We start from the raw sequence: 15622 nt of genomic DNA on the forward strand, positions 1-15622 counted from the left end.
AAACAACCTCCAGCCGGAAGCACGCATGACCGCCCTGCCGCTGATCGACGGACTGTCCGCCATTGTTGACCGTTATGACGGCTTCATCCTGGATCTCTGGGGTGTCATCCATGACGGGGTCCGGCCCTATCCCGGCGTCGTCCATTGCCTGACGGAACTGCGCAACCGCGGCAAGCGGGTCTGCCTGCTGTCCAACGCGCCGCGCCGCGTGCCGGCCGCCGTGGCCAAGCTGAATGATATGGGCGTGGATGTTGACCTCTATGACGCGATCTTCACCTCTGGTGAGGCGACCTATGAGGCGTTGCTGGACCCGCCGGATGAATGGCACCAGGGGTTGGGTCGTAACCTGTTCCATATCGGCCCGCCGCGCGACAATGATGTCTATGAGACCTTGCCCAATCGCCGCCGGGTGCATACGCCCGATCAGGCGGATTTCGTGCTGAATACCGGCATTGATGATTTTGACGAGACGCTGGCCGATTACGAGCCGGTGCTGACGGCCTGCGTGGAACGCCGCCTGCCGATGCTGTGCGCCAACCCCGATCTGGTGGTGGTGGTCGATAACAAGCTGGTGATCTGCGCCGGGGAGCTGGCCCGCCGCTATGAAGATCTGGGCGGGGAGGTGCGTTATCACGGCAAGCCCCACGCGCCGGTCTATCGCCGCTGTTTCCAGCTGCTGGGTGATCTGTCTCCGTCGCGTATTCTGGCGGTGGGTGACAGCCTGCGCACCGACATTGCTGGCGCCAATGAAGCCGGTATCGATGGGCTGCTGGTAACCGGCGGCATCCATCGGGAGGAGCTGGGGACGAATTGGGGCAGCCATCCCGATCCGCAATCCCTGGGCCGGCTGGTGGAAACCAGCGGCCACCGCCCCGTAGCGGCGATTCCGGGCCTGCGCTGGTAAAGGAAGCGCTTTCAAGGGCGGTGATGCCCGGCAAGGATATCACCGCCTTCCGATCTTTGGTGAAATCGTTTCCTTTTTGGATATTTTCTCCAGCCCCGGCGGATCATACCTCTCGGGTCGATGGATTATTTTTGCTACTCTTCGTCGAAAATGCACAGGGCTTGACGGAAAGTGGTTGAATATCCTGCAGTGGTGCCGAATGGCGCCTGTTCCTCCGCCAGCCCGGTCACGGCGATTGGCTGCGACGCGGTGCGGAAATAGGACAGGATGAAGATGCGCAGCGCTGCTGTCAGCGCGCTGTCGCCGCGTCGCCCATCAATCATGGTGACGATCTCGTGAACGCCGCGGGCCTCCCGTCGGCAGATATCCGCCAGACTATCCCATAAAAGCGGTTCCATCCGCACGCTGGTTCGGCGGCCCCCCACGACCACATTGCGGCACACGGCGCGCATCGATTCCGGGGCGACATCATCGGGTTGAGACGGGGGGCGACGCTTGGCTGCCATACGGGGACCGTCCGTCCTATTTTCCAGAGTGGTTCACAGTTGTGCGGAACATATTGAATCTACTTGTATGTGACAATGGGTTGTCGAAGGTATTATGACGCCATATGGTCATAAGACATTTCCTAGGTGGAAATGTTCCCCGCCCTTTGGGTGATAATCCGGGGGGATCGCGTCGAAATTTCATCTGTCTTTGCCGCATCTCCGCATCCCGGACATGGACACCGTGCCCGGCTGCGCCTAGTTTATCGACCATGAGGGACGAGCCATACGATAGCGACCCGGTCCTGGACGCCGACTGGAACTCCATCGCTCTGCGGGGCGGGGTTGCCAGCCTGCGCGTGCCGGCCAGCTGGCAACGCCTGTCACGCGATGATGGCGGGCTGGCTTTCCAGTCGCCGGGCGACAACCCGGTCGATCTGCTGGTCTCTGTCACCACCTATCGCAATCCCTATGGCGTCGATGCGGATGAGGCCATCCAGTATCTGGACCGGGAAAATGTGCTGCCGCGCGGCATTGTCCCGTCGGATGATGAAGGCCCGACAGGGGATGAGGAGCGGCGCTGGATCGCCTATGCCGTGGCCCAGCCGCCCGACCGGCAGATTTTCGTCTGGAAGGTGGCGGATTTCCAGCCACCGGACCATGTGCGCGTCGTCTCCCTGCAATTGCATGTGCCGGCCCTGTCCAGTGCGGCACCCGACCTGGGCGCCCTGATCGACCGGCTGGGGGAGGAGGCGGCGCGTATCAAGTTCTACCCGGCCCCCGTACAGGGGCCGGTGCAGCGCGTCACCATGCGCAATGTCAGCCATGGGGATCAGGTGCGCTTCCGCCTGCCCTGGGATTGGGTGAGCGTGCGGGAAGACGAACTGACCCTGTTCCACCGGGAAGAGACGGGCAGCGGCACCCTGCGCGTCGCCGTCCATGGCTTCAGCCATGAAGGGCCGGAAGCCCAGGCGCTGGCCCGCACCGTGCTGCGCCAGACGGCGGAGCAGTTCGCCGAAGGCCCGGATGGCCGTATCGGCCATGGCAGCCTGGACTGGCTGGAACATGGGGAGGTGATGGCCCGATTCGTCACCGACGGGGAGGAGGATGGCGAGAAACTGCGCTTCTTCCTCTGGCTACGGGGCGTGGCACAGGAAGGCCAGACCATCGTCGCCCTGTTCAGCTTCGCCTATCCGCTGGCCGCCTGCGGGGGGGAGCGGGAGGGCACGCTGGTCACCATGCTGGAACGGGAAATCCGTCAGGCCATGATCGGCCCCGCCAGCGAGGAAGAGGGCGATGGCGACGACCTTGCTGCCGCCATCCCCGGCATGGATGGCGGCGGCTTCAGCCTGGCCGACCTGCTGGATGCCGATGATGACGACGATATCGATGAAGAGGATGACGATGCCGACCCATCGCTTCCCTTCTTCCCCAGCTCCTATGAAGAGGGGCTGCTGGATGAGGACGAGGAGGACGAGGAGGATGGCGACGATGATGATGAGGGCGGGCCGATCGGCAATGCTTGATACCTTGTTGCCATGATCAGACCCTGTCGGTTCTGATCATGGCCCTCAAACGCCGGCGCCAACATCCGTTGGCTTGGCTTCACGCGGCACGTGCCGCGCGGCGGCAGTCGCCGCCATACCCAGTTGCGATGAGTTTACCTCATCGCAACTGGGTATGAGCCCCCGGCTCAACAGAGCAGCATCGCCTCCTGCTCGATCAGCAGCCGCACGGGCGCACCAGCGGCGGTTTCCGGTGGCGGGTCATCAAAATGGATGATGCCGAGCAGCCGCCGGTCGCCGTCGTCGCAGCCAAAGGGCAGCAGCAGCCGGCTGTAACGGACGCCCAGGCCGCCCGGCAGTTCCACCCGCACCCGGCTCCAGTTCGGGCGGGCGGCGCCATGGGCACGCAAGTAAGAAGCGGCGGCCCCCTCGAAGGCCGGCATCAGACCGGTATCAATGTCTCGCCCGGTGGCGTCCGTCCCGCTGAACCGCGTCAACGCGCTGCCATAGAGCGTAAAGCGGGGCATGGCGCCGTTGCGGGGAAACCGCACCATCAGCAGATGGGCCAGCCAGGGCCGCAGCGGGGCGATCAGGTCGCCATTCCAGACCGGCAACCCCTCTTCCAGCCGGGGCAATTGCCGCCACCAGGGCAACAGTGATTGCAGCACCGGCAGCCTTGCCGGTTCGCCGGTTTGCAGGGGGGGCTGCGGCGCGCGCTGGGTCGCGGCAGCCCTCCCCATCATTTCGTGTGCAGCCATGAAGGTGGCCCGTCATGTCAAAGGTGATGGATGGTGCCTGTCAGACGGGGGCCTGTCCACTGCATCCATGCATCAAAGGGATAGGTGGGCTGCGTTTGGTGGGGATTCCGCGCCCGCCACAGGGGTTTCCGGTGGAAAATCCTAGGCCTAGTGGCCGCGCTGACGGATATCCTGTACAAACCGTTCGATCTCGCGGTTCAGGTCGGCGGAAAGACTGCCGAGAGTGCCGATCCAATCTTCGATTCCATCGGCAGAACGCAGGGTGGCGGTGGCCCCGCTGGAAATTTCCTTCACCCGTTCAGAGGCACGCCGGGCCGCCTGCGCCGCTGCACCGGCATTCTGCCCCACCTCCCGGATGGCTTGTGATTGCTGGTGGACGGCGCCGGCGATGGCACTGGCATTGCCATTCACCGCATCAATGGTGCTGGCCACCCGGCCGATGCTGGCCACGGCCTGGGCGACATTGGCCTGCAGGCGGCCGATCTGCTCCCCGATCTCATCGGTGGCGCGGGCGGTCTGGTTGGCCAGGGCCTTCACCTCTGTGGCCACCACGGCGAAGCCCTTGCCGGCATCGCCCGCCCGCGCCGCCTCGATGGTGGCGTTCAGGGCCAGCAGGTTGGTCTGGCCGGCAATATCATTGATCATGGCCACGATGTCGCTGATCTGGGTGGCGGCGGTGGAAAGCCCGTCGACCACCTGCCGGGCCGCCCGTGCCTCCTGCGCCGCCTCCTGGCTGGTGCGGGCGGCCCCGGTTACCTGCTGGGTGATCTCCCCGCTGCTGGCATCCAGCTGCTGCGCCGCCCCGGCGGCGGACTGCACATTGGTGGCGGCCTGATCGGCATCGCCGGCAATGCTGGCGGCTGCCCCCTCGGCGTCACGGGCCTTGGCGGCCATATCGGCGGACAGGGTGTGCAGTTGTGCGATGCCATCGCCGATCTGTCGTACCGTATCGCGCACCCGTGCCTCGATGGCATCTGCCACGCCCAGCAGCAGGCGTTGCTGTTCCTCTCGTGCGGCGATGGCGCTGGCCGCCTGGCTGGCCTCCAGCGCCTGCTTGTCCACGGCCTGCGCGCGGAAAAAGCTGGTGGCCTCGGCCATCTCCTGCAGCTCGTCTCCGCTGCGCAGCACGGGCACGCTGGTTTCCAGCTGCCCCCGGGCCAGCTGGCGCATGGCCGCCGTCAGGCGCCGGACCGGCCGGATGATGCTGAGCCCAACCAGCAACAACGCCAGGGAAACCAGCACCAGGGTTGACAGATAGCTGATGCCGACCAGCAGGCTGGACCGGGCAATCCAGTTTTCCTGCTCCGCCCGCGCTTCGGCCAATTCCTGCTGGATCAGGTTGTTCAGATTGCCCAGCTCGTCATTCAGCTTGCCGGCGGCGGCATCGATTTCATCATCCAGGGCGGCGAAACGGGCATCATCGGCCCCCTTATCCACGGCAGGCACCAGCCCTTCCAGCAGGGCGCGGTGCAACACGGCCAGCTGTTCAGCGGCCGCGCGGATGGCAGCCGTTTCCCCGCTGGCCATGCTCTGGCGCTGCCAGTCGGCAATATGGGTGGAAAGCTGGCCCAGTTCCTTATCAATGATCTTGCGCCGTTCATCGTCGACCCGGCCATCGGCGCGGTCGACGATGATATCCATGGCCACCAGCGCCAGTTCCAGCGCGCTACGCCGGGCCGCTTCCACCTCCGCCACCTGGGCCTGCCGGCTGTTGGTCTGGCTGATCTTGGCCGACAGCACCCCATTCATCCAATAGGTGCTGACGCTGATGACGCTCAGCCCCGCCAGCGCGATGCACCAGACAAGCAGCAACTTGCGACGGATGGTCCAATGCATGGGGGCCCTCTCTCGCGTTCCGTCGCCCGGTCCGGGCTTCAACAAAATGTCCGATTTAACGGTAGAGGTTATCGCGCTGGCGGGCGTAGCTGTAGATATGCTTCGGGATACAATTGACTGCGACTCCAACCATCGCCCCGCCTGGGCCCAAAATGACAACACCCCGCCGGATCGCTCCGGCGGGGTGTTGCGCATCAGTCCCGAAGGGGAGTGATGAATTACTCGGCGATCGAGCGGCCGTTCTTCATGCCGCGGCCGGTGGTGCGCTCGGCGATACGAGCGGACTTGCCGGTCAGGCCACGCAGATAATACAGCTTGGCGCGACGGACCTGGCCCTTGCGGACCAGCTCGATGCTGTCCAGACGCGGGCTGTACAGCGGGAACACGCGTTCCACGCCTTCGCCATAGGAGATCTTGCGGACGGTGAAGCTGGAATTGATGCCGGCGTTCTTGCGGGCGATCACCACACCTTCGTAAGCCTGGATACGCTCACGGGTACCTTCGGTCACCTTCACGTTCACCTTCACGGTGTCGCCGGGGGAGAAGGTCGGGATCTTCTTGCCTTCGGACAGCTTGGCGACCTGTTCGGCTTCCAGCTTCTGCAGAATGTTCATAATACTCATCCTTCACTGCTGCCGCTGTTCCCGTCCGGGGATACAACGGCTGTTGTTGGCTCGGCCGCTACCCTGCGGGTGCGGCGTTTCTTCACCTTTGGGACCGGGCGGCTTTCCAGATAGGCGGACCACAGGTCCGGCCGTCGGGCCGCTGTGATCTGTTCTGCCTGTTCGAGCCGCCAGGCCCGGACCTTCTCATGGTGTCCGGAAAAAAGGACTTCCGGCACCGCACGGCCATTCCAGACGGGTGGCCGCGTATAATGGGGGTACTCTAACAACCCCCGCTCAAAACTCTCTTCCCCTGCCGTCTCCACGTTGCCCATGACGCCCGGCAGCAGCCGGACCACGGCGTCGATCAGACAGAGGGCCGCCGGTTCACCACCGGACAGCACGAAATCACCCAGAGAAACCTCCTCCAGGTGATGTTCCTCGATGACCCGCTCATCCACCCCTTCATACCGCCCGCACAGCACGGTGATAGACCCTTCCTGCGCGATCTCTCGCACAAGAGTCTGATCCAGCACGCGACCGCGCGGGGAGAGGTAGACAAGCCGACCCCGTTTGATGCCTTTGGCTTCCTGCCGGGCCAATGCTTCCCGGATGGCTGCATCCAGCACATCCGCCCGCATCACCATGCCAGGGCCACCGCCGAACGGGGTGTCGTCCACGGAGCGATGCTTATCGCGCGCGAATTCACGGATGTCCAGCGTTTCCAGCGCCCAGGTGCCGCGTTCCAGCGCCTTTCCGGCCAGGGATAACCCTAACGGACCCGGAAACATCTCCGGGAACAGGGTCAAGACACTGACATGGAAGTGCGGCTGTTCAGCCGGCGTATGGGGGCTTTGCGCGTCGGACATGGGATCAACGGGCCTCGCCCGTCTCCTCCACGGTCTCTTCGCCCGAGTCGCTCGTCACCGGTTCGTCATCCAGGTCCAGCTTGCCGCCCATTTCCGCCAGCTCTTCCGGGTCCGGCCTGGCCGGGGTGAAGAGGTTGACGGGCGGATCGACGACGACGCGGGAAGCCTTCACGTCGATCAGCGGCACGCAGGCGCGGCTGAAGGGGATGAAGACGGTCTTGCCGGAGACATGGTTGATCTCCAACATGTCGCCAGCGCCGAAATCATGGATGGCCTTGATGGTCCCGAAAGCGACATCGCCTTCCGGGCCTTCCGTGACAGTCACCAGCCCGATCAGGTCGGTATGGTAGAACTCGTCCTCATCCTCGATCGCGGGCAGGCGGTCGCGGTCAACGAACAGGCGCACGCCCTTCAGCGCGTCGGCGGCATCACGCCCCTTCACGCCGCTGGCCTCGACCAGAAGATGGTCTTTGCCCATGCCGGTCATGCGCAGGGTGAACTGGCGCGTGCCGGTCTCGTCGGTCAGCGGGTTGTAATCGAACACGGCTTCCGGGTCCGCGGTGAAGCTCTTCACCCGCAGACGCCCATGAACCCCATGCGATCCAATGATCTGGGCGACGCAAACGCGATCGGTCATTACAAATTCCTTGATGAAACCGGGGACCGGCAGGCCAGGGGCTGCCGGTCCCCCGCCTCATTACTCGGCGGCGGCTTCAGCGGCCTTGGCGGCCAGCTTGGCGCGCTCCTGGGCCTTGGCCTTCGGGGCGGACTTCTTCGGGCTTTCGATGATGGCCGGGGCCTCGATCAGGTTGGCCTTGCCCAGGAACTTGGCAACGCGGTCGGTCGGCTGCGCGCCCTTGGACAGCCAGCCCTTGATGGCCTCTTCCTTCAGCACCACGCGCTCCGGGTGATCGGAGGCCAGCATCGGGTTGTAGGTGCCAACCTTCTCGATGAAGGCGCCATCGCGCGGGGCGCGGCTGTCGGCAACGACGATGCTGTAGAACGGGCGCTTCTTGGAACCACCACGGGCCAGACGGATCTTCACGGACATTTGATTACTTCCTTGGTTTAAAAGCTGTTCTCTGGATGGGACAGACCGTCTGAAGCCTGTGCCCGTCCAGATCGGGCACGAAAGACGGGAGAGATGTGACGCCGGATGCCGGCATCACGGGATGGCAGGCCGGGGCAGGTAAATGCCCCTTCGGCCACCATGGGAAAGCGGGGGTGACGCATCAGCCCTTCCCCCGCAATTGCGTGTCGGCCCATTCCGGGGCCAGCAGCCCGTAAATGGCGCTGTCGACAAATTCATCGTCGCGGGCAAAGCCCTGGCGGCGCACGCCTTCCAGGGTGAAACCCAGCGCCCGCAGCACCCCGGCAGAGGCCAGATTGCGCGGGTCCAGCACGGCTTCCACCCGGTGCTTGCCCAGATCGACAAAGGCATGGCGCAGCAGGGCGGCCCCGGCGGCCTTCACCAGCCCGCGCCCGCGGGCGGCCGGCACCAGGATATAGCCCAGCTCGATCTGCGCCGTGGTTTCCTTGTGCAGCAGCGCCCAGCCCAGGCATTCGCCGCCATCGGTGGTGATGGCCCAATTGCGGCTGCCGGTCACACCGGCGACGATGCCAGCGATCTTGGCGCGGGTCTGGTCGATGCTGGGATAATGGGCGTGCGGCATGTACCGCATACTGTCTTCATCACCATAGGCGGCGTGCAGCGCGTCGGCATCGCTGTTGCGCAGCGGGCGCAGCACCACCGGCCCCTCATGCAGCACCGGCACGCGACCGGGCAGGTTGCGCTTGACCCGCCATTCATCGGCCAGCAGGCCGAACACGCCAGTATCCAGATAATCCCCGTCATAGAGATAATCGCGGCGCTGCAGCCCTTCCTGGGTGAAGCCCAGACGCCGCAGCAGCCCGCCGGATGCATGGTTGCGCGGGTCGATATTGGCGGTCAGCCGGTGTAGGCCCCAGACCTCGAACCCGTAATCCAGCACGGCGCGCATCGCCTCTTCCGCATGGCCATGGCCACGCAGGGCAGGGGAGAGGATATAGCCGACCCAGCCGATCCGGTCCTTCACGGCGAAGATGGTGGCCCAGCCCTGGCAATGTTGCCCGTCGGTGGTGATGGCCCAGGTACGGCAGGTGCCATCCTCCACCAAGGCCCGGTCCAGCGACGCTTCCGTCTGGTCCAGGCTGGTATGGGGCGGATGGGACCAGTATTTCATGCTGTCCGGGTCGGACAGCAGCCCATGCATGGCCGGCAGGTCGGCACGCGACAGCGGACGCAGCACCAGCCGCGCCGTCATCAGCGTCGCATGATCGGGGGAAGAGGCCGCCACACCCGTATCCTGACCCACCGGCAGAACCATCAGCGCATACCTTTGGGCATCAGGGCACCCAGGCCCTGGCGCATCAGGCCCTTCTGGCCCAGCTTCTTCATCTTCTTCATCATTTCCGACATATCCTGATACTGCTTGATCAGGCGGTTGACGTCGGCCACCGTCACCCCGGCCCCCAGCGCAATGCGGCGGCGGCGCGAGGCGTTGAGGATTTCCGGCTTCTTGCGCTCTTTCTTGGTCATCGACAGGATGATGGCTTCCTGCCGCTTCAGAATCTTCTCGTCGATATTGGCGTTTTTCAGCTGTTCCTTGATCTTGCCCACGCCGGGCAGCAGGTTCAGCATTCCGCCCATGCCGCCCAGCTTGGTGATCTGGCGCATCTGGGTCAGCATGTCTTCCAGGTCGAAGCCGCCTTTTTCCAGCTTCTTGGCCAGCTTTTCGGCTTCTTCCTTGTCGATGCTCTCGGCGGCCTTTTCCACCAGGCTGACCACGTCGCCCATGCCCAGGATGCGGCCGGCGATACGGTCAGGGTGGAACGGCTCCAGCGCGTCGGTCTTTTCCCCCACGCCCATCAGCTTGATGGGCTTGCCGGTGACATGGCGCATGGAAAGCGCGGCACCGCCGCGCGCGTCACCGTCGATACGGGTCATGACAATGCCGGTGATACCCACCCGGTCATTGAAATTGGTGGCCACGGTCACGGCGTCTTGGCCGGTCATGGCGTCCACCACCAGCAGGCTTTCCACCGGCTGGGTGGCGTCGCGGATGGCCACCACCTCGTCCATCAACTCCTCGTCGATGGCAAGGCGGCCGGCCGTATCCAGCAGCACCACGTCATAGCCTTCCAGCCGCGCCGTTTCCATGGCGCGGCGGGCGATTTCCACCGGGGTCTGGCCCTTGACGATGGGCAGCGTCGCCACCCCCGTTTGTTCGCCCAGAACCTTCAACTGTTCCTGGGCGGCGGGGCGGCGCGTATCCAGCGACGCCATCAGAACCTTTTTCTTTTCCCGGTTCTTCAGGCGCAGGCCGATCTTGGCCGAGGTGGTGGTCTTGCCCGAGCCCTGCAGGCCCAGCATCAGAATCGGCACCGGTGGCACGGCGGACAGGTTGATATCCTCAACCGTGTTGCCCAGCAGTTCCACAAGGTGGTCATGCACGATCTTGATGACCATCTGGCCCGGATTGATGCCGCGCAGCACCTCCGTCCCGATGGCCTTTTCCTTCACGCCCTGCACAAAGGCCTTCACGGCCGGCAGGGCGACGTCGGCTTCCAGCAGGGCGATGCGGACTTCGCGGAGCGCCGCATTGACGTCATCCTCCGACAACGCCCCGCGCTTGCGCAGGCGGTCGAAGATATCGCCAAGCCGTCCCGTCAGACCATCGAACATCCAAATCCTCCTGGTCGCCCTTACCGCCGCACCCCTGCCTTTGCAGATGGGGTATCCCCAAACGCAAAAGCGCCAGTGCGCGACACTCGCGGACTGGCGGGGCGCCTTGGCGCCGATAGACCGTACCGGAAAAGGCCAACCCTCTTCCGGAATGATGAGCGGGTGATACAGGGACGGGCTGTATGAGTCAACCATGCGGGCGGAGATGCTGAACTGCATCCCCGCCCTGGCTGGCCTTGCCGTCCGCACTCCTGCGCGTGCTTCCTGCCAGGTTCAGCGCTCGCAACCGACTCACTGGCCGGAGCGACGCAGTTGCTGGGTGACTTCGCGCACATTCTCCGTCACCTCGCCAATATCGCGGGCGACATGGCTGACGCTGCCGGCAATTTCCCGCGTGGCCGCGTCCTGCTGGGCAACGGCCGAGGCGATGGTGGCAGAAATGCCCTGCACCTCGTTGATGATGGCGCCGATGCTGCGGATGGCCGCAACAGCGCGGTTGGCCTCCTGCTGCACCGACGATATCTGCTCGGCAATCTCATCGGTAGCGCTGGCGGTCTGCTTGGCCAGGGATTTCACTTCCGTGGCCACGACAGCAAAGCCCTTGCCGGCATCGCCAGCGCGCGCCGCCTCGATGGTGGCATTCAGGGCCAGCAGGTTGGTCTGACTGGCAATATCATTGATCAGCTTCACCACCACGCCGATCCGCTCGCTCGCCGTCACCAGGGCCTGCACCGCCTCGTTGGTGCGGCCGGTTTCGGTGGAGGCATTGGCGGCCGCCGCCGCGGCATTGTTGGCGCGCTCGCTGATCTCGGCAATGGAGGCGGACAGTTCCTCTGTCGCCGATGCCACCGTCTGGGTGTTGCTGTTGGCCCGATCAGCCGAATTTTCCACGCGCTTGGTCAGTGTATCGGCAATATCCAGGATGGTGCGCCGGCGTTCCTTCTCCCCATCAAGCTGCTTCAACTCGGCCATTTTTTGATCATGCACGTCAATCAGGGAGCCGCAGGCGCGTAACGGCCGGCCCTGGGCATCGCGTGCCACCCCGCCGACAGCGCGGAACCAGCGGTAGCTGCCGTCCTTGATCTTCATGCGATAGATGACATCATAGGGTGTCCGGCCGGTCGTGTCGGCCATGCAGGCCCCGAACGCCGCGAAGGTGGGGCCGGCATCTTCCGGATGCAGCCGGTCAGACCAGGAATTGACCCGGTCAGGAAAATCATTCTGGTCACGGAAGCCGGCCAAGCGACGTAATTCGTTGGACCAGCGCCAGCGGCTGTTCGGGTGCATGGCGTCGCCTTCATGCAGCAGCGCATCCCACAGGCCGACGCCGGCATGTTGATCCAGCAGCTCCATGCGTTCCAACTGGCTTTTCTGATCATGGATATCGATCAGGGAGCCGCAGGCGCGCAGCGGCCGCCCCTGCGCATCGCGGGCCACCCCACCGACCGCACGGAACCAGCGATACTGGTTGTCCTTCATCCGCAGCCGGTAGACGACATCGTATCCCGTCCGGCCGGTCCGGTCGTTCAGGCAAGCACTGAACGATGCGAAGGTGGGGCCGGCATCATCCGGGTGCAGCCGGTCGCTCCAGGAACTGACTATATTGGGAAAGCCGGTCTGATCCCCATGTGCATATCCAAGCAGGCGGCGCAATTCGTCTGACCAGTGCCAGCGACTTTGCGGGTGCATCGGGTCGCCATTATACAGCACGGCGTCCCAGAGACCGACCCCGGCGAACTGGCTGAGCAGGGTCATCTGCTTGGCGGCCTCGTCGTCGAACTGCGTAGCTGACACCGACTTTTTAAAGAACATGCGTTCCCCCTGGCTTCCTTCGGCCCCCCTGGGACCGTCATTTACTCCCCGTCGAGTATCGGAGAACGGGGAAGGAGGAAATGGGCCGGGTACCACCCATTCGTATAATATGCATATAGTCGTAACCATTCGGTCTGCGGCAAAACAGGCATGACAACTTTTGAATGAGAGAGGTTGGGGGGGGTGCATTTTGCGATCTTTGCTTGTGCTTTTGCCCTTTGAACTCAAAGTCTCTGTTGAAACCCAGGCGGGCTATAGTCACATTGGGTAACCCGTACTGATCGGGCAGCAGGGGCATGATGACGCACACGATAGGGCAAGGGCCGGACAGGACGCGGATCACTGCGGCGGAGCTGCAGGCTGTGCACAGCCGGCATCTGGCCTTTCTGCGCCGGCAGAGCGGCGGGACGCGCGCCAGCCTGAAGCTGCGCGATCTCAGCCATATGGATTTGTCGGGTTACGATCTCTCTGATGCCGACCTGTCGGGGGCCAAGCTGTTTGGCGCCAGGCTGGTGGGGGCCAATCTGTCCGAGGCCAATCTCTATGCCGCCGATCTGCGGTTGGCCAATCTGGAACGGGCGGACCTGCGCAAGGCCGATCTGCGGGGGGCCTGTCTGCGCGGGGCTGTGCTGTCGGAAGCGCTGCTGGTTGATAGCGATCTGCGCGACGGCACCATCATGCATGTGCGCGGCAATGGCGACATTTCCCTGCATGAGTTCGAGGCGATCGAGGTGGCGACCGAAATGTCGGTGGCCACCATCCGCGCGGCCGATCTGTCGCGCGCCCGCCTGTCCAATGCCTTCGTCATGCAGACGGACCTGACAGATGCCATCATGCGCGGCACCAAATTTATCCGCGCCAACCTGACCAATTCCAACCTTACCGGCTGTGACCTGACCGGGGCCGACCTGCGGGAGGCCAACCTGTCCGGGGCCAAGCTGGCCGGTGCCAAGCTGTCCGGGGCGGACCTGAATGCCACCCGCTTCATCAATGCCGATCTGATCGGCGTCATCATGGATGATGCCACCCGACGCACGGCCAATCTGGCCGGTGCCGTCACGGCGCGGGAACTGGCGGCGGATGGGCGCGATCTGGCCCGCATCCTGGCCGATCACCGGCAATGGGTGGACAGCAATGGCAAGGCCGGCCTGCGGGCCGACCTGTCGGGCGTCGATCTCAGCGGCCAGGATCTGTCGGGGCAGGTTTTGTCGGCCGCCCTGATGCATTGCACCATGCTGCGCGGCGCCACGCTGGCCGGGGCCACCCTGCCCATGGCCGATCTGTCGTTGGCCGATCTGCGGGGCGCTGATCTGTCCAAGGCCGATCTGCGCGGTGCCTCCCTGGAACGCGCCACCCTGTCCGGGGCCAAACTGCCAGGGGGGAAGCTGGGGCCGGTGCAGATACAGAGCAATGCCAGCCGGCTGTGGAGCGCCAATCTGCTGCGGGCACGTTTCGACGGGGCCGACCTGACCGGGGCCGACCTGCGCCGCGCCGTGCTGGGCCAGGCCAACCTGATCGGCGCCATCCTGTGCGACGCGAAGCTGGCCGATGCCAATCTGGTTGGTGCCGATCTGTCCGGCGCCCTCTGTCGGGGCGCGGATTTTACCCATTGCGACCTGCGGGACGCCCGTTTGCAGGGTGCCCAGGATTTGCCGATTCTTTAAGTGTCCATCCAGGAACTTTCACTTCTTTTCTAATTTATTAACGGTCATTCCCACCTTCGCGGGAATGACGGTGGAGAAAGGGCAAGGTTTGAAAGGCAGGATAACCTTCCAGACAGACCCTGGAAATTTTCCAGCATTGTCGCTGAATATTGTTTAAAAACAGGCCTCTGGCAGCATCTCTGTCGATTTGCTTGGCCCTTTGGGGTTCCATGCGGGAATATACCGTCCTCGCCCTTGGATTCCCCCTTTTGCGCTGCCGGCCATGATCACGCTCGACATTGCCACCGTGCTGTTTCTCTACCAGTCATCGCTGCTGGTAGGGGCGCTGGCATTTCTGTTGAATCGCCGCCAGACAGGGTCGACGCGGGGGCTGGGCATCCTGTCGGCGGCCCTGGGCTTGCTGGGGGCAGGGGCCTTGCTGGCCAGCCTGGGGGAACAGGCGCTTTTGCCGCTGCAATTCTGGACCCTGGGCAGCCTCACTTCCGGCCTGTGGGGTCATGCCTTACTGGTGGTCGGCTTGGCCTGTCTGGACCGGGGGCGGCCGCCACGGCGCTGGGGCCTGCTGGCGCTGCTATGGCCTTTGCCGTTCTGGCTGGCGGCCCTGCTGACGCAGTTCCACCTGCAAAACCATCTGCGTGCCATCATCTTCCATCTGAATGCGGCCCTTTGGCTGGCCCTGGCGGCCTGGGTCATCCAGCGGGGCCGGCGGCTGGAACCGCTGCCGTCCCGCGGCCCCCTGGCCCTGGTGCTGGGGGGCAGTGCTTTGTCATTCGCCGCCGGGGCGGCCATCATCCTTTGGGTGGCTGATTTTGTTCCCTGGCTGGCGTTGGAATTTTGCGTGCAGATTCTGGGCAACTTCACCCTGGTCATCCTGGTCAGCGGCATGGCCACCGACCGAGCAGAGGCACAATTGTGCCGGCAGGCCAACCTGGACGCCCTGACCGGCATCGGCAACCGGCGCTGGCTGGCGGCCAGCCTGCCCACCTCGCTGCGCACCGGCGACACGGTCCTGTGCCTTGATCTGGACCATTTCAAGCAGATCAATGACCGCCACGGCCATGCCGGCGGCGATGTCGCACTGGTGGCTGTCGCCAGCCTGCTGCGCGACAGCCTGCGGCAAGGGGATTGTCTGGCCCGCATGGGCGGTGAAGAATTCGTGCTGTTCCTGCCGGAACTGGAGGAGCAACAGGCCCTGCTGGTGGCAGAGCGGCTGCGCGCGGCCATCGCCGCGCTGGCCGTCTCCTATCGCGGCCAGCCGATCCCCGTCACCACCAGCATCGGCCTGGCCCGTTGCGACCGGGCGGGGCGCGACTGGCAGGATCTGCACCATGCCGCCGATATGGCGCTGTATGCCGCCAAGCAGGCCGGGCGCAACCGGGTGCAGCTGGCTGGCCCCATCGCGGTGCCCCCCCTAATACCAATCTCCCTTCATCCGTGACCAATCCAGGGAGATTGGTATAAGC

General features: G+C 64.3%; 14 protein-coding genes. 4 read left to right on the forward strand and 10 right to left on the reverse strand.

Annotated features, from left to right (window positions below; all coding sequences use genetic code 11):
- The first annotated feature begins 25 nt into the window (after positions 1–25).
- The gene (locus PCJ49_RS13780) at positions 26–904 is read left to right on the forward strand and encodes a TIGR01459 family HAD-type hydrolase (protein ID WP_269911404.1); all 879 of its coding nucleotides are present in this window, start codon (positions 26–28) and stop codon (positions 902–904) included.
- Positions 905–1038: 134 nt separating this feature from the next.
- On the opposite strand, the gene PCJ49_RS13785 is transcribed toward PCJ49_RS13780, so the two are convergent.
- On the reverse strand, positions 1039–1410 hold the full coding sequence (locus PCJ49_RS13785) for a ribbon-helix-helix domain-containing protein (RefSeq protein WP_244559535.1): 372 nt from the start codon (positions 1408–1410) through the stop codon (positions 1039–1041).
- A gap of 251 nt (positions 1411–1661) precedes the next feature.
- On the opposite strand from PCJ49_RS13785, the gene PCJ49_RS13790 reads away from it, so the two are divergent.
- Positions 1662–2915 carry a hypothetical protein gene (locus PCJ49_RS13790; RefSeq protein WP_269911405.1) on the forward strand — a complete coding sequence of 418 codons (1254 nt, stop codon included), beginning with the start codon at positions 1662–1664 and terminating at the stop codon, positions 2913–2915.
- Positions 2916–3082: 167 nt separating this feature from the next.
- Here the strand turns inward: PCJ49_RS13790 and PCJ49_RS13795 are convergent, their stop codons facing one another.
- The 9 genes from PCJ49_RS13795 to PCJ49_RS13835 all read right to left on the reverse strand — a co-directional run bounded on the left by PCJ49_RS13795 (position 3083) and on the right by PCJ49_RS13835 (position 12495).
- Complete coding sequence (locus PCJ49_RS13795; RefSeq protein ID WP_269911406.1) at positions 3083–3652, reverse strand: hypothetical protein; 570 nt, start codon at positions 3650–3652, stop codon at positions 3083–3085.
- 147 nt (positions 3653–3799) lie between these two features.
- Positions 3800–5488, reverse strand: coding sequence for a HAMP domain-containing methyl-accepting chemotaxis protein (locus tag PCJ49_RS13800; protein ID WP_269911407.1), 1689 nt, complete (start codon positions 5486–5488; stop codon positions 3800–3802).
- 218 nt (positions 5489–5706) lie between these two features.
- Positions 5707–6102 carry a 50S ribosomal protein L19 gene (rplS, locus tag PCJ49_RS13805; RefSeq protein WP_089288576.1) on the reverse strand — a complete coding sequence of 132 codons (396 nt, stop codon included), beginning with the start codon at positions 6100–6102 and terminating at the stop codon, positions 5707–5709.
- 5 nt (positions 6103–6107) lie between these two features.
- Positions 6108–6959 (reverse strand): tRNA (guanosine(37)-N1)-methyltransferase TrmD, encoded by an 852-nt coding sequence (trmD, locus tag PCJ49_RS13810; RefSeq protein WP_269911408.1) that lies wholly within the window; start codon positions 6957–6959, stop codon positions 6108–6110.
- 4 nt (positions 6960–6963) lie between these two features.
- Positions 6964–7596 (reverse strand): ribosome maturation factor RimM, encoded by a 633-nt coding sequence (gene rimM, locus PCJ49_RS13815; protein ID WP_269911409.1) that lies wholly within the window; start codon positions 7594–7596, stop codon positions 6964–6966.
- Between the two features lie 60 nt (positions 7597–7656).
- Positions 7657–8010 carry a 30S ribosomal protein S16 gene (gene rpsP / locus PCJ49_RS13820; protein ID WP_089288579.1) on the reverse strand — a complete coding sequence of 118 codons (354 nt, stop codon included), beginning with the start codon at positions 8008–8010 and terminating at the stop codon, positions 7657–7659.
- 181 nt (positions 8011–8191) lie between these two features.
- A complete protein-coding gene (locus PCJ49_RS13825) occupies positions 8192–9325 on the reverse strand; it encodes a GNAT family N-acetyltransferase (protein ID WP_269911410.1) in 1134 nt (377 codons plus the stop codon).
- Complete coding sequence (ffh, locus tag PCJ49_RS13830; RefSeq protein ID WP_269911411.1) at positions 9325–10683, reverse strand: signal recognition particle protein; 1359 nt, start codon at positions 10681–10683, stop codon at positions 9325–9327. Before ffh ends, PCJ49_RS13825 begins: the two co-directional genes overlap by 1 nt.
- Before the next feature lie 291 nt (positions 10684–10974).
- Positions 10975–12495, reverse strand: a complete 1521-nt coding sequence (locus tag PCJ49_RS13835; protein ID WP_269911412.1) for a PAS domain-containing protein — start codon at positions 12493–12495, stop codon at positions 10975–10977.
- A 296-nt stretch (positions 12496–12791) separates the two neighbouring features.
- Between PCJ49_RS13835 and PCJ49_RS13840 the strand changes: the two genes are divergently transcribed.
- Together PCJ49_RS13840 and PCJ49_RS13845 are read left to right on the forward strand one after the other, a co-directional pair.
- Positions 12792–14159, forward strand: a complete 1368-nt coding sequence (locus PCJ49_RS13840) for a pentapeptide repeat-containing protein (RefSeq protein WP_269911413.1) — start codon at positions 12792–12794, stop codon at positions 14157–14159.
- A gap of 262 nt (positions 14160–14421) precedes the next feature.
- Positions 14422–15597, forward strand: a complete 1176-nt coding sequence (locus PCJ49_RS13845; RefSeq protein ID WP_269911414.1) for a GGDEF domain-containing protein — start codon at positions 14422–14424, stop codon at positions 15595–15597.
- Positions 15598–15622: the final 25 nt, after the last annotated feature.

It is taken from the genome of Niveispirillum sp. BGYR6 (genome assembly GCF_027568365.1).
Taxonomy (GTDB): domain Bacteria; phylum Pseudomonadota; class Alphaproteobacteria; order Azospirillales; family Azospirillaceae; genus Niveispirillum.

Bases quoted from the DNA above. Each gene is read 5' to 3' on its own strand.
- PCJ49_RS13780 (WP_269911404.1), top strand. From the start codon at position 26: ATGACCGCCCTGCCGCTGATCGACGGACTGTCCGCCATTGTTGACCGT.
- rimM (WP_269911409.1), bottom strand. From the start codon at position 7,596: ATGACCGATCGCGTTTGCGTCGCCCAGATCATTGGATCGCATGGGGTT.
- PCJ49_RS13825 (WP_269911410.1), bottom strand. From the start codon at position 9,325: ATGGTTCTGCCGGTGGGTCAGGATACGGGTGTGGCGGCCTCTTCCCCC.
- PCJ49_RS13785 (WP_244559535.1), bottom strand. From the start codon at position 1,410: ATGGCAGCCAAGCGTCGCCCCCCGTCTCAACCCGATGATGTCGCCCCG.
- trmD (WP_269911408.1), bottom strand. From the start codon at position 6,959: ATGTCCGACGCGCAAAGCCCCCATACGCCGGCTGAACAGCCGCACTTC.
- PCJ49_RS13845 (WP_269911414.1), top strand. From the start codon at position 14,422: ATGATCACGCTCGACATTGCCACCGTGCTGTTTCTCTACCAGTCATCG.
- PCJ49_RS13840 (WP_269911413.1), top strand. From the start codon at position 12,792: ATGATGACGCACACGATAGGGCAAGGGCCGGACAGGACGCGGATCACT.
- PCJ49_RS13795 (WP_269911406.1), bottom strand. From the start codon at position 3,652: ATGGCTGCACACGAAATGATGGGGAGGGCTGCCGCGACCCAGCGCGCG.
- PCJ49_RS13790 (WP_269911405.1), top strand. From the start codon at position 1,662: ATGAGGGACGAGCCATACGATAGCGACCCGGTCCTGGACGCCGACTGG.
- ffh (WP_269911411.1), bottom strand. From the start codon at position 10,683: ATGTTCGATGGTCTGACGGGACGGCTTGGCGATATCTTCGACCGCCTG.
- PCJ49_RS13800 (WP_269911407.1), bottom strand. From the start codon at position 5,488: ATGCATTGGACCATCCGTCGCAAGTTGCTGCTTGTCTGGTGCATCGCG.
- PCJ49_RS13835 (WP_269911412.1), bottom strand. From the start codon at position 12,495: ATGTTCTTTAAAAAGTCGGTGTCAGCTACGCAGTTCGACGACGAGGCC.
- rplS (WP_089288576.1), bottom strand. From the start codon at position 6,102: ATGAACATTCTGCAGAAGCTGGAAGCCGAACAGGTCGCCAAGCTGTCC.
- rpsP (WP_089288579.1), bottom strand. From the start codon at position 8,010: ATGTCCGTGAAGATCCGTCTGGCCCGTGGTGGTTCCAAGAAGCGCCCG.